The organism is Gardnerella sp. Marseille-Q9691, assembly GCF_046507715.1.
Classification (GTDB): Bacteria; Actinomycetota; Actinomycetes; order Actinomycetales; family Bifidobacteriaceae; genus Bifidobacterium; species Bifidobacterium greenwoodii.
Genome location: NZ_JBKFXI010000001.1, coordinates 686,205 through 708,967 on the forward strand (window position 1 = coordinate 686,205; position 22,763 = coordinate 708,967).

Consider the following 22,763-nt stretch of genomic DNA (forward strand, 5'->3'; position numbering starts at 1 on the left):
TCACCGTCCTAACGGTATAAAACGGTTAAATAAGGGGAACGTTAATGGCACGGCGCAAATTCGGGAAAATCAGAAAAGTAACACGATCATACGGGCAAGCACTAGAAGCGCGCTATCCAACGCCTCCAGCAGCACTAGCGGAAAACCCGTCACTGCCAAAAGAATTCACGCGCACCTTGCCAGCCGCCTACCGCGTAGAGCTAGAAGCATGGCTTGCTCAAGCAGAAAAAGAAATAGCATTAGGCACATGGACTCCCCCAGCCAAAATCAACCGCCACGAAATAGATAAAAGCTCAATCACATTCGCGCAGTTAGCAGACGACTATATGCAAAATCAGCGCAAACCAGACGGGAGCAGGTTGGAAGAAACTACACAATCACACAAAGAAGGACGATTGCGCAATTATCTTCTACCAGCATTTGGAGAAAGACGCATCAAAACAATCACAAGCAAAGACATACAAAACTGGTATGACGCATTCGACTGCGACGAACTTACAGGAAGAAATACAGTAGCACGATCACACTGCTACACACTACTTAGAAGCATATTCAACTACGCTTGTGCAAAAGAAGTAAACGCAGCTGGAGAAACACTATTACAGCGCAACCCTTGCACACTCAAACTCAAAAAACCACGCACAAGGCACGAAAGCATCGCCATCAGCATCGCGCAACTCGTTGATATATACAGCATGATGGCGCCACATTTACGCATCGGAGTCATGCTAGCTGGAGCGTGCGGATTACGCGAAGGCGAATGTTGCGCACTCACCAGAAGCGACGTAGACCTTGACGCAATGACTATCAGCGTCAACAAAAGCCTAAAAAGCATAAACCACTTAGGGCAAAAACGACGCCTTGAAGTAGGCAAGCCAAAAACAGCAAGCAGCATAAGAAAAGTACCAATACCAGAATGGACGCGCGAATATTTTGAAACGCACATGCGGCAACAAATGCCAAGCGGCAAACCAGATGAGCTGATTCTACATACTCGCACACCTAGAGCGTTCGTTGCCCCAGCAAGCCTTAGAGAAAGCTTCAACCGCGCAATAGCACACATGCCATCATTAAAAGACATGCACTTCCACGACCTTCGACACACAGCACTCACACACTACGGAGAAGCAGGCGCAAGCCTTGCAGAACTCATGGAAGTTGCAGGTCATAGCGACATTAAAACTGTATCCGTATACCAGCAAATCAGCCAAGCGCAACGCAAGCGTACATCAGCTAGACTTAATGAACAAGCAAAAGAAGAACAACTCGGCATAAAATCACAAAACGTAGAAATGCAAAAAACTGTAGGGCCTACACAAAATAATGTAGGACCTACACAAAATCAAGAAAAAGACCCACTCATAGCAGTACTATCAGCACTAACGCTAGATCAGCAAGTGACAACGCTCAAAGCAATAGACAAAACGAGGCAAGCCACAATAATCAGTCAAATGCCCCCAGAAAATCAAATTCAGCTACTTTCACGGCTACTTTAGGCTAAAAATACGCAAAAAAGGCACTGAAAATGCAAAATCGCAATTTTCAACGCCTTTGGTTGCTATTGTTAGACATCTTTAGCATTCATGTTTATTTGGGAGAAAAATAAAATCAATAGAATTTTTTACTTTATCATAATCCTTATTTGACGCAGCCCAATATAATCTATTAGCTACAATATCAGCTGCTCTAATAAGCGCATCTTGCTTTGAATCTTTTAATTTCAAATCAACGGACTTCATACCAGGGAACAATGGTGGGAAATATTTTTCCCAAGTCCTGTTATACGTTCCATTCTTAAATTCATTCTCTAATGCTTCACGTAATTCATATCTACCGTTTGTTGCTGTAGTATGTTCGTCCATAAAAACGTATATGTTTTCTATAGAATTTTTGCATATTTCATTATTGTCAAGCATTTTCTGCAACTCAGATTTAACGGCAATCTTAAAAGCATAATCTAAATATCGTTGTTTAGTTTTCTTGTTATCAAAAATCTTCTTATTAACATATTCTTGCTCGACAACAACGCCAAAACGATGATAATGATTCATAGAGCGAAACATGGAATACTTTTGCTTATTTTTAAGATAAATTGCCTTCATCTCTGAATGCCCGCTAGCAGCACCATTATCGCGCTGAACTTTCTCAGCTGCAATATACAAACGCTGTGCAGAATCTTTTTCATCTTTATCCAAAAATATAAGACCGCCAAAAACAAACACGTCATTGTGCTTATAATCGAACACTCCAGATTCATCCGCATACACAAAAATATTCATATAATAATCCTCTAACTATAGGAAAAGCCGCTAAACGCGGCCTTCCTAACCGTGGGGCTGGCGACGGAATACGCCGCTTAAACGTTAATTCAGCTACCCACGTATACAGCGCAATAAATGCCTGTGTAAAAAAATTTATACGATAGGTAAGACATCACACAAGAACGGGAATGGAAAGGAAAGAGCGATAATCCTGGATAACATCGCAAGTAACGCCAAGAGCTTCAGAAAGAAGCCAAATATCAGTCATTTGTGCTTTCTCCCAGCATCTAACGCACATACGGCACTGATTACAGCACAACCAGTTATGAGCCAAGGTGAAAAATGGCACCATACTCCAGCGATAATAACGAGTGAGAACATAGCTGATACTATTGCATCTAATTTCATAATGAACCTGCAGTATAATGGACAGCGAGTCCCGGACACCTCGATTGTTCGGAACTCTATCTAATAATTAACTTCATTCGATAATAAATGAGCGTGTGAACGTAACTGTTCTGCTAAGCTCGCGCGCTCAATCTTACCTTCAACAATATTCTGAATCCATTTATATAAAGCATTGTCAAAAGGATTTGCACTATCTTCGATATCAAGAATAATCCCATTATTGCGAAGTAAAGCTACACACGTTAATACTGTCGTACGCTTATTGGCATCAGGGAAAATATGGTCTTTGGCAAGATGCGTAGCAAAGTCAGCAATTTGGTCAAAAATATCCGTATAATTATTTCGATCAGCTGGATACTCATCAAAAATAATCGCAAATGAAGAATACAAAACATTTTCAACACTGCCCTGAACTTCTTGCTTAACAGTAGCAAGTCCTTGGCTTGTATCAACAATCTCTCGTTGAATAGAACACACTATTTCTGCGAAGGCAATAATCTGTTCCTCATTCCAAACAAGAGCATCATACTGTCTCATGCGTCACCAAGAATACGCAAAGTATTCGGATACTGTTTTTTTACAGCATCTACAGCACTAATAAACGTATTTTTCTTAGCAGGATACGAAGTAACATCTGACGATTGCAGAATATTCTGTATAAGAATCGGCTTATTGTGCGAAGCGTCATACACATTGTGCCATGCACCTCCAGCACGATGAGCATAATTTACTAAATCAAACGAATTCATCCAAGCATATTTTTTAACAACAGTATCTACAATGCAATCAGCATACTGGCTGGTTTCGTGATTAGGCGCATTGAAAATACGATTTCGCCCAAACTGCTTAAACTCGTTATAAACACTAGGTTCTACAGGACCATATTCCCAAGCTTGAATCTCATCCGTAAATAACGGATGCTCAGGATTATTACGTAACGATTCTACTTGCGCAAAATATACCAGCTTATTCAAAGTGAGATTGGTTAATGCTAGCTTTTTTCCGTATCGATCAATAAAAATTGATGCTATATCTAAAGCTTTCATATTTAATCTCCTTTCAAAAAACTTATTACGCATGTACAAGTAAAATATACTCTACAGAATATCTCGTTAATATTACCATAAAAACACAAGATAAGACTATATTGAGTGCATTCACCTTGGCAGATCTTGCGCACCGCAATTGTGTAATACAGCCAGCATGTTTTGCTTTTCATCACGCGTTACAGTAAGCCCATACTTATATTTGACAGCAATTTGGCGAGCCACATATTCGCATCTAAATGATTTGTTAGAAGGAAGCCAGTACGCTGCAGAAGCAGATCCTTTTTCTTGATTTGCCGCGCCTTGCACAGCAAGTAAATTAAGCATATCGTTGCCAAATTTCAACCTTTTTGAAGCATTCCAATTCCAAGCCCCAGATTCCCAAGCGTTTTGCAAAGCAACAACGTGATCTATTTGCACCAAGGCGCTGGTTTTGCGGCCACGCACGAAATTAATATCCAATCCTGTGTACGGATCGTGAAGAAGCCCGGAGCGCACTTTGCACGAACCAGCGTACTTGTATTTTACATTTCGCAAATCGCGAGCTAAAACATCTTCTCTAACATCGCAACCGTTGCCATCTTCATCCGTAGTGCGATACCCAAATACTTGACGCTCGTAGCCTTTGTGATACGGTTTCGCTACACGAAGCTTTTTAAGCGCTTTAGCAGCATCTCCACTCGCCTCGTATTCACCAGTAATCTTGCCTACATTGTTACTAATCTTTGGCAAAAGCAAGCCGACAGCAACGCCAATTAGCACAGCAAGTATAATCATCCAAATAATTGCAGCTAACTGTCTTTTTGAAAGTTTACGCCGCTTGCGCATATACATACTATTTACCAGATGCTCCAGCCGCTGCAGCCGCCCTACCAGCCGCTTTGCCAGCCACTTTACCAGCTTTACCACTTGTTCTTACCATCGCAGGTATACGCTGCAAAACAACGTCAATAACTTGCTGAATCATAATCACAAGCAACACCATTGCCATAACAGCATATACAGTGCTCCATGCTGGAAGATTCGTTGGAACAGGATGAACAGTATTTGCCACAACCAACGCTGCAGCAGCAATACTTGCTAACGCCAAAGCTAGTATAAACGACGAAATACCTGCTATTTTACGCGCTAAACGCATGTCTTGTTGCGAAACTTTTTTCATTGAAGCAATCATTCGATTCACACAATGCTCACCTTGACGGAAAGCAAGAATCTCATCAATACCAAGCTCAATATCGTTCACTTCGCACTCAACATCATTCTTTTCATAACGAAGCTTATTTACAACATGCTTTGAGCGAATAAGCAAGTATCTAGGCAGCACGAACACAATAATCACGCATGCTGCAATCGCAATATAAGATAAGTTTTTATTGAAATAGTAAAGCACAACAATTAGTGGAATAACAGCGCAAACCATTCCAACATTCATACTTATATGAGCCTTATGCCAACGCTCGTTATGCATGTCTAAACCTGCAAAAGAAATCACAAGAGTAAAAGCTCTAATAGCCATGCATAAAACAGCAACCATAACACATTGTTGCATTACAAAACCAAAGATTGGCCTGCCAGCAACAGCAAACATTGCAGAAACAATAGTTACAGGAATACACACTGTTGCCGCAAGATTAAGTGCTGTAATAAACGTGGAAAGAATAGCAAAAATAGCGCGCTTAAACTTGGAAATGTTGCGCTTGCTTGATTCGGAAATAATAGCAGAAATAGGTGCGATATTTTTTATTTGTGCACCTGCTTGCACACCTGCCTGCGCACTTGCTTGAGAGCTTGCTTGCGATTTTTGAATTTCGCCTGACTTATTATCCAAAATATGCTTATAAACTTCCACGGTAACTTTAGTATCCGCAGAAGTTAGTCCCGCATCGTTAGGCATTAAAACTATTACGGTTGCAGAGCGCGCAACTCTACGCAAAATCTTAATAATTTTTTCGGCTTCTGACTCGCTAATATCTTGCGCACAATAGTCGAAAATATAAACAGGAGTGTGACGAAGTAAAGCGCGTGCAAGAATAATTCGACGAATAATATCTTCCGGATTGTATGCTGAATCAGGATTATTTAGCAAACGATCAATAGGAATATCTAATCCGTCATAATCTGCATAAACAACGCCGTCTACTCTAGCAGCTCGCAAAGCATCCCACATAGCAGTAGTTGTGGCATTTGGAGCAGCAAGAAGTAAGTTTTCGCGCAAAGTCATGGAAAACAGGTGACTTTTTTCGCTAACAACAGTAACAATATCTGCAAGAGCGCCGTAAGTAGCATCGTTTAAAGAAAGATACGAAGAATTGCCGCCTTCCCCAAAAGTATCAAGCGAAACAAACGGAGAATTATCATCTTCCTGAACTTCGTAACGATCGCTATAAGACAGCAATACGTCAGCGTTTTTGTTAAACCCAGTTCCAGAAAGCATGTATGCGTGCATAGCAGACTGATATTTGCTTGGAACTACTTGAAGCTCACCAGAGCGCGCAACTATAGATAAACACTCAAACTCGTTATTGTTACTACCATTGCATTTAATATCGCAGCGCATGCGCAGAGCAATATTCGTGGAACCATCTGGCAAAGATAATGTTGAACCGTCGTCACTAAAAGATATTGGAGCGTTAGAATCTGTTACAGTGCGCAATAAAGATTCAACGTGCTTCATTCCAAGCACAGCGTCACGAATAACATGCATATACTTGCTAACAGCTCTAAACGGCTGAACACTAAGCATTAACAAAGGCATTGTTAGCAGCGCTGCAGCAAGACCCACGCCTTTTACGCTAGATAACCAAACTGTAGCAACAATCGCTATTGAGGCAATAACGTAAGAGCACAACGCACTAACGCAACGCCAATATGCAGAACGCATAAGCAAAACTAGCACAAGAGACGCAATATTAAACATTGCAGATATAGCGCAAATGCCAGCAATAGCAGGATTTACCGTGCATAGCACAGCAGAAATAACTACTGGAATAGGAATAGCTGCAACGATTTGAGGCACAAGAACGGCAATAAAACGCTGGATTGCAGAAATATCGTCATTTACTGAAAAATTTACAAAATCTCCAGTTTCTTCAATATTTGCGGATCTTAAAGATAGCATTGCGTGAAGCATTTTTGGGCGCAAACGCATTGCAACACGCGACTCAATATCTGTTTGCATAGTCGAAGACCAGTGAAAAGCCGCGTATTTTATAAGAATAATAGCAACTAAAGCAATAGTATACGAAGTAAATTCAACAGAACTCATTAAAGAAGTTCCAACTGAACGAACTGGGCGAAGAACCGGAGAAAGCATTCCAACACAAATGTAAGCAAATGCAATATTCATAAGATAAGAAATCGCGAGGCACGCCGACCTTAAAGCAACTAAATGCTTAATGCCTGGAACGAACGCAAAACAGCGATTTATCATCTCCTGATCCTTTTCTTCATTACGAATACTCATTGCAAATTTTTCCCAAAACAAGTTCCCCCACCGCTTTTAAGATTACGCTTTACACACACCATCAACACGCCGACTAGCGCTAAATTATGTTGATTTTAAGCCATTTTGAGGCTTTGAAAATCGCTCAAAAAGAAAGCGTTTAACATTTGCATAGATTTGGCAAGAACAATCGACACTTATTAAAACTTGTTTATAAATTCACTTGTTTATAAATTCACTTGTTTACAAATTCCAAGACAGTCTGTGCAAATCGCTAGGACCTACTTCTTTAATTGCGTTTCGATGAGCTAGAGAACCGTAGCCTTTATTATGCGCCCAATCGTAGGCTTCGTATTGCGGTTTTTTAGATAACGTCACCATAAGATTATCTCTTGTAACTTTTGCCAAAACTGCAGCAGCCGCAACACTTGCACACTGGCGGTCTGCCTTCACAAGCGTATGCACTTTTACAGGAAGCGGCACAAATGGTGCGTCAAAAGTGTTGGCAACTTTATCAATGTAGTCGCATGGACCATCCAATATTGCTGCAATACGAGTGTCTTCTTTTTTACTTATTTGAATATCTTCCTCGACTTTTGCGATTGCTTTCAAAGCCGCAACGCCAAGCGCATAACTAATACCCCACTCATCTATTTCTTTATTAGTACAAGATCCAACAGCCCAAGAAGTACACCATTTTTGAAGAGGATTAAATAAGTCTTCTCGACGACGCTCAGTAAGTAATTTAGAATCGGCTAAACCTTCAGGAATTGTTTGCGCTTCGATTTGATTTTTACAAATAGCGGCAGCTCCAACCATTACCGGACCTGCAAGAGATCCGCGGCCAACTTCATCTAGGCCAATAACCCAATCGTATCCTTCGCAAAGCAAACTTTTTTCATTATTAAGAGATGGTATAAGAGGTATTTTAGAAGATTCTTTCGGCATAATTAAGACTTTACTTGCATAAGTTTAATTTATAAGTTTAATTAGCAGATCTGCTTGGCACATCGTCAAAAGCATCGTGATGCTCATCCAAAAAACCAACTCGATCCAAAGGCCACGTGCGGAACACTGCAACGCCCTCGATTTTAGAAATCGGCACCAAACCATCGTCGCCATCGTTACGATGGTAGCGGGAATCTGCAGAATTAGCGCGATTATCTCCAAGAACAAAAACATGCCCAGCTTTAACCTTTACCTTAAAAGGAAAAGCACTTGGATCTACACCAGGACGAATATAAGCAGATTCGTGAACAGGAACACCGTTAACAGTAACAGGCTCCCCCGCTCCCTTACATTCAACAGTATCGCCAGGCAAACCAATAAGACGCTTAATCAAATCCTTGCCAACTAGACCGTTAGAAGACTCTCCACTTAACCAATGAGCAGGATCTTCAAAAACTACAATATCTCCTCGATGCAAAGGAAATACGCTAGGAGTTAGCTTTGACGTAACAACATAATCACCAATGTGAATAGTGTCGAGCATAGAGCCAGAAGGAATAGTATACGCGCCAAGCAAAAACAGGCGAATAATTAACACTACAAAAACTGGAATACCAAACCAAACTAAAGCGTCTTTAAGAGAAAAATGATCGCCGTTTTTTTGATTGCGAGCATGAGCAAAACGCTTGATATTTCGGCTCTCTTTACTATTTTTTTTGTTTTTTCTATTTTTCCAAAAACCACCAAAGCCGGAAGGCTCATAACCTTCCGGCTCAGGTGGAACCGGTGAAGGATCTACGCCATGACCCGCTACCGCGACGATATGAGTATCGCTAATTTGCGTGCCATCAGACATAATTTAATCCTTCACTTTAAGGTTGATTTACTTAGCAGCGCTGTTATCACGACGCTCGGCAATACGAGCAGCCTTACCACGCAAAGCGCGCAAGTAGTAAAGCTTAGCGCGACGAACGCGACCGCTACGAACCAGCTTAATCGAATCGATAGCTGGGGAATGAAGTGGGAAACGACGCTCAACACCAGTGCCGAAGCTCACCTTACGCACAACGAAAGTTTCACGCACGCCAGCACCCTTACGAGCAATCACCACGCCGGTGAAGGTCTGAATACGAGTGTTGTTACCTTCCTGAATCTTAACGTTAACGTCAACAGTATCGCCAGGACGGAAAGCTGGGATTTCCTCAGCTGCCTTAAGATGCTTAGCATCAAATGCTTCTACAGCATTTACCATAATATTCCTCCATCGCCGCCGCATACCGACGCATAGTAAGCGTTAGCAGCAAATGCGCTACGCAATTTTCCCCAAAAAGTTCGCTTTTTAGGGGGCTTTCGATCCGCGCAATCTTAAATAAGAAGCGACTAGACCTAAAGATAAAAGAACTATGCGGCATCCTTTTATCGAAAGCATACAAGTATCAAATTTATGCACAATAATGGACATTATTAATGAGCAGTATTGCACACTATTTCAAGCTATTTCAGCGTGCAACACCGTCCAAAGGAGCAGTTTCAACAGTACGAGTCAACTCGTCATCGTCGGCATCGTAATCAAACAACTCGCCGTAACGACCCCAGCTAATCGCAATATCAAACTGTTGACGAGCAAGCGCATCCGTATGCTTACTGCGCAGCAAATCCAAAATCAACTCGCCGCGAAGCTTACCGTTGCGGTTACGACTCAAAGCCTGATCAATTGCGTGAACAAGAGGAGCATGCTCAATAGCTAGTCGCGCAAACACTTGCTTACTGTGCAAAATGTCGGCGTTATGCCATTCTTCTCCAGCAGAAGTAATAGTAATATGGCCGTTTTCTGCTGTGAGAAGATTAAGCATTGTGCCAGCATCAACAAGCGGGAACAAATCGTCGATTTCAAACGACAAGTCTGCTGCCAAATCAGCCAAATCAATTCCGTCTGGATTTTCTGAAATAACATCAAGCAAACCTGCCATACCGCCTGGGGTTGCGTTTGGAAGCAAACGAACAGACACAGGCTCTGCCTTTACTTCTCCAGACTCAGCTTCATCTTCGCTTTGCTTGTCTTCGTCTTCATCGTCATGATGACGCTGAATAAGCATATCTGCAATTGCTGCAGCTTCATCATCTTCAGCATCCTCAGTATCTGCAGATTGAGTTTGGTTCTGCAAATCATTAGACTGTGAACTCTCCTGCTCAGAAGCACTTTCTGGAGCAGAACCGGTCAAAATAGCGTATAGATTATCGACCATAGCCTCAAATTCAGCACTGTGCTTATCTCGAGGACGAGGCAAATCAACCTGAACATCTGCAATTAAATGACCCGGATGCGAGCCTAAAACAACCACGCGGTCAGCCATTTGCACAGCTTCTTCAATATTGTGCGTAACAATAAGCACAGACTTAATATCGCGCTCCTCGCTAGACCAAAGCTTAAGAACTTCCTGACGCAAGTTTTCTGCAGTAAGAACATCGAGTGCAGAGAACGGCTCATCCATAAAAAGAGCATCCGGTCGCAAAACCAACGCACGCGCAATACCTACGCGCTGACGCATGCCGCCGGAAAGCTCCTTTGGGTAAGCGGTTTCAAAGCCGTCCAAACCGATTGCGTCAATTGCAGCGAGCGCAAGCTCAGTGCGCTTTTCTTTGCTAACACCTCTAGCTCGCAAACCAAGTTCCACATTGTCTTGCACGGTAAGCCACGGCATAAGAGCGAAGGTTTGAAATACGATTGCAACCCCCGGGTTTGGGCCAGTAAGCTCTCGGCCACGATACGTTACTGTTCCTTCCGTAGGCTGCACAAGGCCTGCCATTGTGCGAAGGAAGGTTGATTTTCCAGCACCAGAACGTCCCAAAATTGCTACGATTTCACCTTCGCGAAGAGTGAAAGAAATATCGTGCAAAACATGCTGAGTTGTGCCGCTGTCGGAAGTGAAGCTTTGACTGATGTGCTTTGCGTCGATAATATCGCTTGTAATTGAGGATTGCGCTGTTTTTGCATTGCTTTTCAAAGTATTCATAATTTTGCCAATCTGTTTTATAAAATTTGTTATTTTAGCTGATTCAATTAGTTGATTTAATTAGTTTGCTTAATTCAGCTAGTTCAATACGTAGCGTTTTTCGGAAATACGTTGCAGAGGCGACCAGAATAGTCGATTACTTAAAACAACAATTAAGCTCATAACAGTTACGCCAACTAAAGTGCGGGCAGTATCTCCCATAGTAGTTGCGTTGGTAATATAAGCACCCAAGCCTGCAGTAGACATACGATGCTTACCGTATTCAACAATTTCCGAAACAATCGAAGCGTTCCAAGCGCCGCCTGCAGCTGTAATACCACCGGTGCACCAAGAACCAAAAATAGACGGCAAAATAAGCGTCTTCCAACGCAAAACGCGAGCCAGCCTAAAGCTGCGCGTCATTTCACGCAAATCATCTGGAATAGCACTAGCGCCAGCAATAACATTGAAAAGAATGTACCATTGCGTGCCAAGAGCCATCAAAATAATACTTCCCCAACCCAAGTCAATATGCCAAGCCATAAACAAAGCCATTGCAAATGGGAATATAAAGTTCGCTGGGAAGCTTGCAAGAATTTGCACAATAGGCTGCATAATTCTAGAAATCTTTGGATTCATGCCAATTAAAACACCAACTGGAACCCAAATAAGCGAGCTAACAAAAATCAAAACAGCAACTCGCACAAAAGTAATTCCACCAAGCATGCCTGCTGTAATAAACTCTTGCAATCCTGCAGTTGTATGCACAAAGTAAAGCATGTGCACCACACCTGCTGCAACAATAAGGAACATTAAAACGTTAAACGCCCAGTCACCAAACTTGCGCTGCGAAGCTCTATGAGGCCACTTAGCTCCTGTGCGACCAAGCGGACGAGTAATCTTTTCTAACCACTCTCTAATTGGCAAGAAAAGCTTGCTAATAACCTCATCGGCGTGAGAATGACGAATAAGCGTCAAAATAGCGCTGTGACGCTCATTGTCCGAAGCGCTCTGCGTAATGCGGAAACGCTCAGCCCATGCAGTAAGCGGCTTCCACAAGAAGAAGTCAAGCGCCAAAACAACCACAACCATAGAAGCAATAGCCCACCAAATATTCCCGAGCTTATTATCTGCAGCAGATTGCGCAACAAAGCTACCGATACCAGGAAGAGCGTAAGTGTGGTTATTTACGGAAATCATTTCCGAAGCGGTAAGGAAGAACCATCCGCCACCAACAGACATCATGCAATTCCAAAGCAGCGGAATCATTGCGTTTGGCATATCTAACACCCAGAAGCGCTGCCAATGCGTAAGTTGCAGGCTACGAACCGCCTCGTCCAACTCCTTCGGCTCGCTGAGCAACGAACGGTGGAAGGAAAAAGTCATATTCCATGCTTGGCTTGTAAAAATAGCGAAAATCGAAGCCGCTTCAACGCCGAGCATCGATCCAGGGAAAATCACCAACCAAATGGTAACAGTCGCCGAAAGGAAGCCCAGAATTGGCACAGACTGCAAAATATCCAAAAGCGGAATAAGCACCTTGCCGAGTCTTCGACTTCGAGCTGCAAGAGAGCCATAAACAATAGTAAAAATAAGAGATGCCACTAGCGCAAGAAGCATACGAAATACTGAGCGCAAAGTGTAGTAAGGAAGATTAATTAAGTCGGTAGACACTTTAGAAGGAATACCGCTTGGGCCAATCGGCTGATTTATGCGCTGAATAAGGAAAGCAGTTACGCCAAAAACAGCAATAATGCCTACGCACACAATAATATCGGACCAGAAGCGAGTGTTCTCGTCAACCTGTGCGCCTGCGCCTTCCTTGCGCGAAGTTGTGAATACGGTCATAATAAAGTCCTCTGATAGGAGCTAAAGGTTTATTTGCCTTTACTTATATTTTCTTAAATCTTTTTCAGATTTAGTTGCAGATCTATTCTTAGATCTATTTTCAGATTGATTTATGTAGCCGTATCACCATTGATTGCTTTTTAGGCTCAAAAAATTGCAGCTTACTTTTTATTTTTGCAAGTTTCCAAGTAAGTTTTGCAGATTTCGTAAGTTTTATTTTTGCAATCTTTGCAACCTAAATGCGGTGATTGCCGGCTTCATATATTCAGGAGGAACGTCCGAACTACTACTGCCAATAGTGTCAGAACCTTCACTCGTAGTGCGAGTACTAGAATTATGACTGTTACTGTCATGTTTCACGGCAAATCACCTCCTTAACGCCGTGCTAATTATAAATAACGATTAAACCTGTGTCAAGGCACGCTACGCGCAGAGGAATCTTAAACAAAGCTATTTATTCTGTAATAAACAAAGCTTGTAATTCAGGCAACAAAGCTCGCAAAGCGTGGCCGCGGTGAGAAATACTATTCTTCTCTTCCTGAGTAAGCTCAGCGCTAGTTAAACCTTCCATTTGAACGCCGTTACGAATAGGCTGCTCGTCTGGAACAAAAATAGGATCGTAACCAAAACCGTTGTTTCCACGCTCTTCGCGAAGAAGATGACCAATCATCTCCCCCATTCTAACCGTTTCAAAACCGTGAGTGTGCAGCATAACACTGCCTTCAGGAACTTCGCTACAAGCATCTGGAATAGCAAGAGCAGCAGCACAACGAAAACGCGCTGTTAAGAATCGATCCGGAATATCCGAAAGCTGCTTAAGAAGAAGAGCATTATTAGCTTTATCGTCACCATGAACTCCGCTCCAACGAGCAGACAAAATTCCAGGAGCGCCGCCCAAAATATCAACAATAATACCGGAATCATCCGCAATAGCAGGCAAGCCAGTTCTTGAAGCAACATCTCTAGCTTTAAGCAACGCATTCTGCTCAAAAGTAACTCCGGTTTCCACAGGATCGGGCAAACCAAGAGAACCAGCAGTAATCAGTTCAAACCTATCTGCTAGTTGAGCTAACTGTTCAGCTAAAATACGCTTAATTTCAACGAGTTTTCCCTCATTATGTGTTGCCACAACAAGTTTCACGCCCGCTCTCCTTCAATCTGTTTACTATTTGGCTAAAGCAGCTTTTTGCGCTTTCTGCAGCTCACGATTACCTTTTGTTGCTAAATCAAGCAAAGTATTTAATTCGTCGCGATTAAACGGACGATGCTCAGCAGTTCCCTGAATTTCAATAAACGTGCCAGAACCAGTCATAGCAACGTTCATATCTGTCATAGCCTGACTGTCTTCAACATAAGGCAAATCAAGCATAGGCGTGCCATTAATAACGCCAACCGAAACTGCCGAAACAGCATCTTTAAGAACGCTTGCAGCGGAACGAATATGACCATTCTTTTCCGCCCAATTAAGCGCATCTACCAATGCTACGTAAGCTCCAGTTACGGAAGCTGTGCGAGTTCCGCCATCTGCCTGTAAAACATCGCAGTCGATTTGAATCTGGCACTCGCCCATTGCTTTCATATCGACAACTCCGCGCAAGCAGCGACCAATAAGACGGCTAATTTCATGCGTGCGACCGCCAATTTTTCCGCGCACAGATTCGCGGTCGGTACGCTCAGCAGTAGCTCGAGGAAGCATAGAATATTCGGCAGTTACCCAGCCTAAGCCGGAATCCCTGCGCCAACGAGGAACACCAACAGTAAAAGTTGCAGTGCACATAACGCGCGTATTTCCGCACTCAATAAGCACAGAGCCTTCAGGAACGTCAGTAAATTTACGCGTAATTCGCACAGGGCGAAGCTCGTCAACTTCACGACCGTCTACGCGAATTGGTTTTACAGATTCCAGCATATCCTTGATTTGAGCCATAACTCACAAATTTAGCACGTGGCTGTTATCTTCTAATCACTGCAGCTGCTCAGAAAGTTCCATCCACTCTTCTTCAAGATCGCTAGTTTCTTGCGCATTCTGCTGCAATTCTTCGTTAAGAGCTTGAAGACCAACGAAGTCGCTCGGATCGTGAGAAGCCATTTGAGATTCAATATTGGATTTTTGATCTTCAAGTTTTGCAAGTTTTCGCTCAATTGCTGCCACGCGTCTTGTGGCATCATGGTAGGCTTTACCAGTAAGTTTCGGCGCACTTACTGAAGACGCACTTACTGTACTTTCTGCAGCACTAGCAGCACTTTCAGCACTTTTCGCACTTGCTGAATTTATTCCGCTACTTCCGTTACCATTTTGCACTTTTGTAGAATTAATATTATTTTCGTGCTCGCGTTGCAATTTTTCTACAATCTGCAAATACTCGTCTACACCGCCAGGAAGATGACGAATTTTGCCGTCAATAAGCGCAAACTGCTGATCGGTTACGCGCTCAAGCAAGTAGCGATCGTGCGAAACTACAATAAGCGTGCCAGGCCACGTGTCAAGCAAATCTTCCATAACAGCCAGCATGTCGGTATCTAAATCATTACCAGGCTCGTCCATAATCAGCACATTTGGCTCGTTTAGAAGAATCAAAAGCAGTTGCATGCGTCGCTTTTGACCGCCCGAAAGATCCGCAATCGGCGTCATAAGCTGCTCAGGCTTAAAACCAAGACGCTCCATAAGCTGACCGGGAGTAACTTCTTTCCCGTCAATAATGTAGCTCGGTTTATAGCGGCTTAAAACTTCCTTAACCTTATATTTTCCAAGCTTTTCAAGCTCTTCAAGGCGCTGCGAAAGCACAGCAAATTTTACAGTTTTGCCAATGTTTACGCGTCCAATCGTAGGTTTTAGCGAGCCGTCAATAATGCTTAATAGCGTTGATTTTCCGGCACCGTTTGCGCCAACAATTCCAAAACGATCTCCAGGGCCGATTAGCCATGTTGCATCGTCGAGAATCATGCGGCCGGTAATAGTTTTTCGTTCTGCTGCAGCAGTTTCCGGATTTTCTTCAGAAAGATTTTCTTGATTTTCGTCGACTGCAATCGTAACGCTTCCTACGTGAGTTGGTTGCGCAAAAGCAGATTCTACAATGTCAACTTTATTTGATTTTTCTGAAGTAGCAGCACTTTCTGCAATATCCGGATCAATATTTTTTAGCTGATTAGCATCGTCAAAAATTTGCGTAACATCAATCAAATCAACAACTTGCTTGCCAAGACGAGAAGTTGCCATTTTCTTCAATTCCAAAGTATCACGCATTGGAGGCACGTCTGCAATAAGCTCGCGAGCCTGCTTTACATGGAACTTCTGCTTAGTTGAACGCGCACGAGCACCCCTAGAAAGCCACGCCAACTCTTTTCTTGCCAAATTTCTGCGACGCTCCTCGCGCACATCCGCCTGACGCTCGCGCTCAACTCGCTGAAGCATGTACGCACTGTAGCCGCCTTCAAACGGATCTATTACGCCGTCGTGAACTTCCCACATAGATGTGCAAACTTCATCTAAAAACCAGCGATCGTGAGTAACAATCAAAAGCGCGCCCTGGCCGTCCTGCCAGCGGTGAAGAAGATGCTCTGCAAGCCAGTGAATTGTTACAACGTCCAAATGGTTCGTAGGCTCGTCTAAAGCCAAAATATCCCAGTCGTGAAGAAGCAATCTTGCCAAATCCGCGCGCCTACGCTGACCGCCGGAAAGCGTACCAACTTTTGCTTCCAAATTGATTCCGCCAAGAAGAGCTTCTACGATTTCGCGCGAGCGCGGGTCTGCAGCCCACTCGTAATCCTCGCGATTTTCCAAAGCAGCCTTACGCACAGTTGCGTTGTCATCTAAAGGATCGCGCTGGTCTAGCATGCCAAAAGTAAGCCCTCCACGCTTAGTTACGCGACCGGAATCAGGCTTAATATGCCCAGAAAGCAGACGAAGAAGCGTCGACTTTCCGTCACCATTTTTACCAACAATACCGATTCTGTCGCCTTCAAAAACACCTTGAGTTACATCAGTAAAAATCGTTTTTGTAGCAAACTCTAGCGAAACTCGTTCTAATCCCAAATCATACGTAGGCATAATGCACAAATATAGCTGCAGACTTCTACGAACAGATTTAATCTAACTTGATCTAGAAGCGTGCGTGTTGGCAATGTGGACTATACTAGTGCTGTTATGAAGACTCAAAATAATCAAGAAAATCAGCACGATACGAAGAGTGCGCATAAAGCAAGTGGAGTTTTAAGATTAGACGACGGCGAGGCCCGCGCTGGGGATCCAACTCAGGAGCTTTTAGACGCTTTAGGCACAACTATTTCTCCGGATCTTTTGGTAGAAGCGCTTACGCACCGCTCGTTTTCGCACGAGCATCCAGGTACTAGAAATTATGAGCGACTTGAGTTTTTAGGAGATGCTGTTTTAGAGCTCGTGTCTACAGAAACGCTATTTTCTGCACATCCAGATATGACTGAAGGTCAACTTGCGAAGATGCGAGCGAAAGCTGTGTCTGAATGGGCGCTTTCTGCTGTTGCGCGCGAAAAGCTGCATGTTGGGCCGTATATTTTACTCGGTCGCGGCGAAATGGAGCAGGGCGGAAATAATAAGGATTCGATTCTTTGCGATATTGTTGAGGCGCTTATTGGCGCAACTTTTGTTGAACACGGTATTGATGAAGCGCGCGCTGTGGTGCATCGTTTGATTGATGACACTTTGGCGGAAGTTTTGACCGAAGGTCCAGCACTTGATTGGAAGACTTCACTTACGGTTAAGGCGCACGATATGGGATTGGAAGATCCGGAGTATCGTATGGCTGTTTCTGGGCCTGAATATGCTCCAGTTTTTGAGGCGCGAGCAGTTCTTGCACACAAGGACGGCGACGAAGTTCTTGGAGTTGGAAGCGGATCTAGCAAACGTAAAGCGCAACTTGCTGCTGCTGAAGTCGCTTGGCACGCGCTCGACGCGCGCGCGAATTCCACTAACGAGTGAATGCTCCAAACACGAGGTGATGCTCTCACAAATGGAGCACAGAGCAACAATAAACCCTCCAAATGCGAGAAACTTTCCTCACGTTTGGAGCGCCACACCAGACCAAACCCTCCAAACACGAGATAAAATTCCCACGTTTGGAGCGCCACACCAGACCAAACCCTCCAAATGCGGGGAATCTGTCTAGCGTTTGGAGCGCTGCGAGATAAGCAACACCCACCCCTCACAGCCACAATACGCAAGAAAAAGAAAAACCCTGCCACCCGTCGATGGCAGGGTTTTTCAGTACAACCTAGTTGTTGTGCGCCGAGCGAATAGCTTCGCGGTACACACGACCGCGGAAGGTTCCGCAGGATGGGCAAGCCATGTGTGGGAATGCCTCAGAACCGCAGTTCGGGCAAGTCACAGTCTGCACGGCAGACGCCTTCCAATTAGCGCGACGCGAATGCGTATTAGCACGCGAGGTCTTGTATTTAGGCAGTGCCATAGTTTTTCCTCTATTTCGTTCAAACGATTGAGCTTAAGCGTTCTGTATATTACAGCACGCACCGTACAATTGCGTAATTTGCTCGCAATCTAGCGCGACATAAACTACTCACGCGCGTAAAATTAATGCCGTTTTTCAGCCTCCTCAAGCTGCGCTTTTAATCCTTCCAAAGCTGCGAATCGAATATCCATAACATCGTGGTGATGCTCCGGATGCTCGTTAAGATTTTCGCCACACTGCGGGCAAAGTCCGCGGCAATCTGGCTCGCACAACGGCTGCAAAGGCAGCTCGCTTACCATCGTGTCGCGAATAAGCGCCTCAATATCAGCAAAATCGCCGCCGCCGACCAGCGGATACACGTTTCCTGACTCGTCATTATCTTCCCAAATTTGAGATTCGTCTTCGTCAACATCTTTGCGGTTCTTGCGATTATCCGCATGTTGCGAGCGCTCATCTACATAAGGGAAGAAAACGCACACATCTACTTTCCAATCACGACGAAGCGGCATCAAGCAGCGCGTGCACTCGGCGTGCACTGGAGCTGTAATACTTCCCTGGAACATTAGGCCGTCAACAACAGCATCAAAGTCACCATCAACATGCACATCACTGCCTGGCTTTACACCAATAACATAATCTCCAATACCTTCCGGAGCTGGAAATACGCGGTGCACAGCCATGCTGCTACCAGCGCGCGCAGCCATTTGCGCTACTGGAATCGCCCATGGTGATTGGGAAGGATGCGAAGTCATTTAATCATTCCTTTCTTCTTCGTCATTATTATCGTATAAAGATTCTTTAATCTCGTCTTGTGCTCTCTTTGCAGCCCTACGTCGCTCTTCTAGCACTCTGCGACCAGCTTGCACGTCTTGTTCCAACTTATCGAGCTGAGTCTTTAAGCCTTCCATAACATTCGCGCAATACTGATCTGCACCCTGAGTGAGCTTGTCTGACTTAGCTTGAGCAGTATCGAGAATATCGCGAGCTTTCTGCTTTGCCAAAGCTGTAACGTTTTCTTGACCTGCCAAGAATTGCGCACGCTCCTGAGCTTCTTCAATAATTTCTGCAGACTGAGACTGAGCAGAAGAAACAATGGAATTTGCTTGAGCCTGCGCCGTGCGTAAGCGTCGTTCCGCTTCACGCATTAATGCAGAGGCGCGTTCCAACTGAACTGGAAGCATATCTTTCAAACGAGCTAACTGATCAACAAATTCGTCGCGATCAATTTTTACCATTCCAGCAGCAAATAGCACGTTTTTTGCTTCCGAAAGCGTTGTTTCCATGGCGTCAATAATGTCGTAAACAGTAGTAAATTCTGCACGACTCTTTGAACGCACTTCGTCACTTACTTTAGTTGTTTGCGCAGCTAAAGGAGCTTCATCTTCTTCAAAATCTATTGCACCGCCGTCTTCGCGCTCTCGCAAATCCGGTAGAGGGAAAGCAGAAAATGCAGATGCTGCAGAAGCTTTTTTGCTACTTTTGTCTTTTTGACTTGCTTTATCTGCTGTAATGTCACGAACTTCATTCGCATCAGAAACATTTCCAACTGCTGCAACAGATGAAGTTTCTGTGTTGTCTGCATCTAAATCAACTAATAAATCACCTTTAGGAAGATTCTGCTCTTCAGATGCTGTTGTGTTTATAACCTCATCTTGTGCATCTTCTTCGTCGGCAAGAATAGGATGAAGCGGCAGTTTTGCATTATTTTCAGCGTGATTTTCCTCTGCTTGCTCGCTTGCGATGCTTGCTAATCCAGAGGTTTCACTGTTAAGTTCATCTTTATTTGTCATTTCTACTCTCCTGTCTCAATTGTTCAGCGTAACTGAATTATTGCTTTGATCTGAAGCTTGTTCAGCAAAAAGCTTTTGTAATAAGGGTATTACGTTATCTGGAACCATGCCAGTAACATTTCCTCCGTGACGCGCAACGTCTTTAACTACGGAGCTTGAAACATGTTCAAGTATTGGATCTGCCGGCAAGAAAAGCGTTTCAATTCCAGCTAATTTGCGATTTACTAGAGCCATTCCAAGTTCGGCTTCATAGTCGCCGTTTTGACGCAAGCCTTTGACGATTGCCGTTGCGCCTACTTTTTTGCAATAGTCGGTAATTAAGCCTGTTGTTGAGGAGACAACTATTTTTCCTGCGTTACTGCAGGAACAAGTATCAGCGCTAGTATCAGCGCAATTACTATGCGTATTACGCAAATTTTTCACAGCTTCGCGAATAATCTGCACACGCTCAGACTCTGAAAACAACGGCGTTTTTGCAGCGTTCACCGCAACAAGCACGTGTACTTCATCAAATAGATGCGTACAGCGTTGTATTACGTCTAAATGGCCGGCAGTGACTGGATCATACGAGCCGGGGCACACAGCTATAGTCATGCTTTTAGATTATCACCCACATAGCTCATAGTGAAACGCATGGCACAATAGAGTGCGAAAGTTTTCGTGCGTTTGTTGCAATAATGCTTTATGCTAGTTAATACCGACGTTTGATTAAATTAGATTAGATTTAGTCAGGCATGATTATAGAAAGGGATGCGCAATGCTTTCAACGTTATTAGCAGATAGCACACTTAATGCAATTATGGAAGCCGATTCGCAATCCTCTAATCCAGATTCCGGTTCAGGTACATCTACTTCTGTACTTGAGCGTCCGGAAGTAGATGAAGATGCTCGTTTAGACGACGGTGGAAATGCAGACCGATTTGCACACTACGTTTCTAAAGATCGCGTTGAAGAGTCGCGCTTAACAGGGCGACCGGTAGTCGCGTTATGCGGAAAAGTGTGGATTCCTCGCCACGAAGCAAACGACTATCCGGTATGCCCTGAATGCAAGCGCATTTATGACGAAATGGGCAAGCTCAATTTCTAACAAGCAGCGCTACTAGTAAACGCTACTAAGTTTCTAGTAAGCGCTACTAGTAAACGCTGCCACTAAGCTGCTTTTTGCCAATGCGCAATTTATAAAACGCGTACTTCAGTTGGGATTGCAGGGTCTCCACGCATCAAACTTTGCGCAGCCAACGGCAATCGTCTCAAAGCAGAAGCGCAATAATCTTGAGCGCGCATAATCGCATCATGACCCATAAATTGTTCGTCAGCTTCACCGTCAACCATGTAATCAACCAGCAGATTCTCCCACGAATCCTCAGGCTTAAACTGAGCGAGCGCAACTTCCGAACCGGAAATCACGCGTTCGCAATCTGCCACACCGCAAGAATCGCTGCTGTAATCGTATGAACGATACGCCAACTTTCGCCCAGGCACAGTCGCCTTATTCTTAGACCTCTTAGCAACAGGCTGCATAACGCCATCAGCACCCTCGCGCTCAGTAAGCTTATAAACCATTGCGCAAGTTGGAGCGCCGGAGCCTGTTACAAGCATTGTGCCAATTCCGTAAGAATCCACAGGAGCGGTTTGCAAGGAAGCCAAAGCATACTCGTCCAAATCGTTAGTAACTGTAATCTTCGTGTTTTTAGCACCCAACTCGTCGAGCTGATTTCTTACGCGACGAGCCAAAGCGCACAAATCTCCAGAATCAATACGAATTCCACCAAGATCAGGGCCCGCAACTTCCACAGCTGTCTTTACAGCTTCCTCAATATTGTATGTGTCAACAAGAAGCGTAGTGCCCTTGCCAAGAGCGGCAATTTGAGAAGTAAAAGCGTCGCGCTCAGTGTCGTGAACAAGAGTAAAGCAGTGAGCTGCGGTTCCAATTGCCTTCAATCCGTAAAGTTTTGCAGCAAGCAGGTTTGCAGTTCCCTTAAAACCACCAATAACCGCGGCTCTAGATGCAGCAACTGCAGAATATTCGTTCGTGCGACGGCCGCCCATATCCATGCAAGGACGACCTGCGGAGGCTGAAACCATACGTGCTGCGGCAGAAGCGACCGCGCAATCGTAATTAAGCACAGAAAGAAGCACAGTTTCAAGCAAAGTGCACTCACCAAAAGTGCCTTCTACCTGCAAAATTGGCGAATTCGGGAAGAACATCTCCCCTTCGCGATAACCGGAAATTTTACCGTGGAATCGGAAATTTTCCAGCCATTTAATAGTTTCGGCACTAACAATTTTACGATCACTTAAGAAACGCAAATCATCTTCCGAAAGATGGAATTTTTGCAGCTCTTCCAAAATGCGACCCGTTCCGGCAACAACGCCGTAGCGACGACCCTGAGGCAAGTGGCGCGTAAAAATTTCAAAAACGCACTTGCGATTTGCAGTGCCGTCCTTAAGAGCAGCGTCAAGCATAGTGTATTCATACATGTCCGTCATAAGAGCAGATGAAATCTCAGCCATGATATTCCTTTCGTAACGAACAAAATAAAAACAGCTAGGTAATAGATAATAGTAGATATGAATCTAATTGGA

Annotated in this window: 20 protein-coding genes and 4 pseudogenes; 3 read left to right on the forward strand and 21 right to left on the reverse strand. The window is 44.0% G+C overall.

What is annotated here, in order from left to right:
* Positions 1 to 44 precede the first annotated feature (44 nt).
* Complete coding sequence (locus ACLD6A_RS02745) at positions 45 to 1,496, forward strand: tyrosine-type recombinase/integrase (RefSeq protein ID WP_410313524.1); 1,452 nt, start codon at positions 45 to 47, stop codon at positions 1,494 to 1,496.
* A 78-nt stretch (positions 1,497 to 1,574) separates the two neighbouring features.
* On the opposite strand, the gene ACLD6A_RS02750 is transcribed toward ACLD6A_RS02745, so the two are convergent.
* The 16 genes and pseudogenes from ACLD6A_RS02750 to ACLD6A_RS02825 form a co-directional block, all read right to left on the reverse strand.
* Positions 1,575 to 2,279 carry a DUF3800 domain-containing protein gene (locus ACLD6A_RS02750; protein WP_004135526.1) on the reverse strand — a complete coding sequence of 235 codons (705 nt, stop codon included), beginning with the start codon at positions 2,277 to 2,279 and terminating at the stop codon, positions 1,575 to 1,577.
* A 450-nt stretch (positions 2,280 to 2,729) separates the two neighbouring features.
* A complete protein-coding gene (locus ACLD6A_RS02755) occupies positions 2,730 to 3,206 on the reverse strand; it encodes a Fic family protein (RefSeq protein ID WP_004135521.1) in 477 nt (158 codons plus the stop codon).
* Positions 3,203 to 3,715: a Panacea domain-containing protein gene (locus tag ACLD6A_RS02760; protein WP_004135519.1), complete on the reverse strand. Its 513-nt coding sequence runs from the start codon at positions 3,713 to 3,715 to the stop codon at positions 3,203 to 3,205. Before ACLD6A_RS02760 ends, ACLD6A_RS02755 begins: the two co-directional genes overlap by 4 nt.
* 111 nt (positions 3,716 to 3,826) lie before the next feature.
* Positions 3,827 to 4,549 (reverse strand): HNH endonuclease family protein, encoded by a 723-nt coding sequence (locus tag ACLD6A_RS02765; RefSeq protein ID WP_004135517.1) that lies wholly within the window; start codon positions 4,547 to 4,549, stop codon positions 3,827 to 3,829.
* A gap of 1 nt (position 4,550) precedes the next feature.
* Positions 4,551 to 7,178 carry a hypothetical protein gene (locus ACLD6A_RS02770; protein ID WP_004135515.1) on the reverse strand — a complete coding sequence of 876 codons (2,628 nt, stop codon included), beginning with the start codon at positions 7,176 to 7,178 and terminating at the stop codon, positions 4,551 to 4,553.
* A gap of 222 nt (positions 7,179 to 7,400) precedes the next feature.
* Positions 7,401 to 8,105: a ribonuclease HII gene (locus tag ACLD6A_RS02775; RefSeq protein WP_004135513.1), complete on the reverse strand. Its 705-nt coding sequence runs from the start codon at positions 8,103 to 8,105 to the stop codon at positions 7,401 to 7,403.
* Between the two features lie 37 nt (positions 8,106 to 8,142).
* Positions 8,143 to 8,961, reverse strand: coding sequence for a signal peptidase I (gene lepB, locus ACLD6A_RS02780; RefSeq protein WP_004135511.1), 819 nt, complete (start codon positions 8,959 to 8,961; stop codon positions 8,143 to 8,145).
* A gap of 27 nt (positions 8,962 to 8,988) precedes the next feature.
* Complete coding sequence (gene rplS, locus ACLD6A_RS02785; RefSeq protein ID WP_004127473.1) at positions 8,989 to 9,357, reverse strand: 50S ribosomal protein L19; 369 nt, start codon at positions 9,355 to 9,357, stop codon at positions 8,989 to 8,991.
* Between the two features lie 247 nt (positions 9,358 to 9,604).
* Positions 9,605 to 10,231: pseudogene (locus tag ACLD6A_RS02790) on the reverse strand (AAA-associated domain-containing protein); the annotation flags it as partial.
* Between the two features lie 62 nt (positions 10,232 to 10,293).
* Positions 10,294 to 11,119, reverse strand: a pseudogene (locus ACLD6A_RS02795) (ABC transporter ATP-binding protein); the annotation flags it as partial.
* 78 nt (positions 11,120 to 11,197) lie between these two features.
* On the reverse strand, positions 11,198 to 12,946 hold the full coding sequence (locus tag ACLD6A_RS02800) for an ABC transporter permease (protein WP_004135507.1): 1,749 nt from the start codon (positions 12,944 to 12,946) through the stop codon (positions 11,198 to 11,200).
* Between the two features lie 213 nt (positions 12,947 to 13,159).
* Positions 13,160 to 13,306: a hypothetical protein gene (locus ACLD6A_RS02805; protein ID WP_176605909.1), complete on the reverse strand. Its 147-nt coding sequence runs from the start codon at positions 13,304 to 13,306 to the stop codon at positions 13,160 to 13,162.
* Positions 13,307 to 13,400: 94 nt separating this feature from the next.
* A complete protein-coding gene (locus ACLD6A_RS02810) occupies positions 13,401 to 14,087 on the reverse strand; it encodes a non-canonical purine NTP pyrophosphatase (protein ID WP_004135505.1) in 687 nt (228 codons plus the stop codon).
* Positions 14,088 to 14,111: 24 nt separating this feature from the next.
* Positions 14,112 to 14,873 (reverse strand): ribonuclease PH, encoded by a 762-nt coding sequence (gene rph / locus ACLD6A_RS02815; RefSeq protein WP_004135504.1) that lies wholly within the window; start codon positions 14,871 to 14,873, stop codon positions 14,112 to 14,114.
* A 36-nt stretch (positions 14,874 to 14,909) separates the two neighbouring features.
* Positions 14,910 to 15,137: pseudogene (locus ACLD6A_RS02820) on the reverse strand (ABC transporter C-terminal domain-containing protein); the annotation flags it as partial.
* A 152-nt stretch (positions 15,138 to 15,289) separates the two neighbouring features.
* A pseudogene (locus ACLD6A_RS02825) lies at positions 15,290 to 16,994 on the reverse strand (ABC-F family ATP-binding cassette domain-containing protein); the annotation flags it as partial.
* Between the two features lie 96 nt (positions 16,995 to 17,090).
* On the opposite strand from ACLD6A_RS02825, the gene rnc reads away from it, so the two are divergent.
* Complete coding sequence (gene rnc / locus ACLD6A_RS02830; RefSeq protein ID WP_410313525.1) at positions 17,091 to 17,900, forward strand: ribonuclease III; 810 nt, start codon at positions 17,091 to 17,093, stop codon at positions 17,898 to 17,900.
* A gap of 292 nt (positions 17,901 to 18,192) precedes the next feature.
* On the opposite strand, the gene rpmF is transcribed toward rnc, so the two are convergent.
* From rpmF to coaD, 4 genes are all read right to left on the reverse strand, one after another.
* On the reverse strand, positions 18,193 to 18,387 hold the full coding sequence (rpmF, locus tag ACLD6A_RS02835) for a 50S ribosomal protein L32 (protein ID WP_004127492.1): 195 nt from the start codon (positions 18,385 to 18,387) through the stop codon (positions 18,193 to 18,195).
* A gap of 122 nt (positions 18,388 to 18,509) precedes the next feature.
* The gene (locus tag ACLD6A_RS02840) at positions 18,510 to 19,139 is read right to left on the reverse strand and encodes a YceD family protein (protein WP_410313526.1); all 630 of its coding nucleotides are present in this window, start codon (positions 19,137 to 19,139) and stop codon (positions 18,510 to 18,512) included.
* Complete coding sequence (locus ACLD6A_RS02845) at positions 19,140 to 20,177, reverse strand: hypothetical protein (RefSeq protein ID WP_019260473.1); 1,038 nt, start codon at positions 20,175 to 20,177, stop codon at positions 19,140 to 19,142.
* 15 nt (positions 20,178 to 20,192) lie between these two features.
* Positions 20,193 to 20,771, reverse strand: a complete 579-nt coding sequence (gene coaD, locus ACLD6A_RS02850) for a pantetheine-phosphate adenylyltransferase (protein WP_410313527.1) — start codon at positions 20,769 to 20,771, stop codon at positions 20,193 to 20,195.
* Positions 20,772 to 20,934: 163 nt separating this feature from the next.
* Here coaD and ACLD6A_RS02855 point away from each other — a divergent pair, with 163 nt between their 5' ends.
* A complete protein-coding gene (locus ACLD6A_RS02855; RefSeq protein ID WP_004135497.1) occupies positions 20,935 to 21,264 on the forward strand; it encodes a DUF3039 domain-containing protein in 330 nt (109 codons plus the stop codon).
* A gap of 89 nt (positions 21,265 to 21,353) precedes the next feature.
* Here the strand turns inward: ACLD6A_RS02855 and ACLD6A_RS02860 are convergent, their stop codons facing one another.
* Positions 21,354 to 22,691: a nicotinate phosphoribosyltransferase gene (locus tag ACLD6A_RS02860; RefSeq protein WP_004135496.1), complete on the reverse strand. Its 1,338-nt coding sequence runs from the start codon at positions 22,689 to 22,691 to the stop codon at positions 21,354 to 21,356.
* Between the last annotated feature and the right edge of the window lie 72 nt (positions 22,692 to 22,763).

Excerpts from the sequence above, each read along its gene's own strand:
- rpmF (WP_004127492.1), bottom strand. The coding sequence starts at position 18,387 with ATGGCACTGCCTAAATACAAGACCTCGCGTGCTAATACGCATTCGCGT.
- ACLD6A_RS02745 (WP_410313524.1), top strand. The coding sequence starts at position 45 with ATGGCACGGCGCAAATTCGGGAAAATCAGAAAAGTAACACGATCATAC.
- rph (WP_004135504.1), bottom strand. The coding sequence starts at position 14,873 with ATGGCTCAAATCAAGGATATGCTGGAATCTGTAAAACCAATTCGCGTA.
- ACLD6A_RS02750 (WP_004135526.1), bottom strand. The coding sequence starts at position 2,279 with ATGAATATTTTTGTGTATGCGGATGAATCTGGAGTGTTCGATTATAAG.
- ACLD6A_RS02765 (WP_004135517.1), bottom strand. The coding sequence starts at position 4,549 with ATGTATATGCGCAAGCGGCGTAAACTTTCAAAAAGACAGTTAGCTGCA.
- ACLD6A_RS02775 (WP_004135513.1), bottom strand. The coding sequence starts at position 8,105 with ATGCCGAAAGAATCTTCTAAAATACCTCTTATACCATCTCTTAATAAT.
- ACLD6A_RS02770 (WP_004135515.1), bottom strand. The coding sequence starts at position 7,178 with ATGAGTATTCGTAATGAAGAAAAGGATCAGGAGATGATAAATCGCTGT.
- ACLD6A_RS02855 (WP_004135497.1), top strand. The coding sequence starts at position 20,935 with ATGCTTTCAACGTTATTAGCAGATAGCACACTTAATGCAATTATGGAA.
- lepB (WP_004135511.1), bottom strand. The coding sequence starts at position 8,961 with ATGTCTGATGGCACGCAAATTAGCGATACTCATATCGTCGCGGTAGCG.
- rnc (WP_410313525.1), top strand. The coding sequence starts at position 17,091 with ATGAAGACTCAAAATAATCAAGAAAATCAGCACGATACGAAGAGTGCG.
- coaD (WP_410313527.1), bottom strand. The coding sequence starts at position 20,771 with ATGACTATAGCTGTGTGCCCCGGCTCGTATGATCCAGTCACTGCCGGC.
- ACLD6A_RS02860 (WP_004135496.1), bottom strand. The coding sequence starts at position 22,691 with ATGGCTGAGATTTCATCTGCTCTTATGACGGACATGTATGAATACACT.
- ACLD6A_RS02800 (WP_004135507.1), bottom strand. The coding sequence starts at position 12,946 with ATGACCGTATTCACAACTTCGCGCAAGGAAGGCGCAGGCGCACAGGTT.
- rplS (WP_004127473.1), bottom strand. The coding sequence starts at position 9,357 with ATGGTAAATGCTGTAGAAGCATTTGATGCTAAGCATCTTAAGGCAGCT.
- ACLD6A_RS02755 (WP_004135521.1), bottom strand. The coding sequence starts at position 3,206 with ATGAGACAGTATGATGCTCTTGTTTGGAATGAGGAACAGATTATTGCC.
- ACLD6A_RS02840 (WP_410313526.1), bottom strand. The coding sequence starts at position 19,139 with ATGACTTCGCATCCTTCCCAATCACCATGGGCGATTCCAGTAGCGCAA.
- ACLD6A_RS02760 (WP_004135519.1), bottom strand. The coding sequence starts at position 3,715 with ATGAAAGCTTTAGATATAGCATCAATTTTTATTGATCGATACGGAAAA.
- ACLD6A_RS02845 (WP_019260473.1), bottom strand. The coding sequence starts at position 20,177 with ATGACAAATAAAGATGAACTTAACAGTGAAACCTCTGGATTAGCAAGC.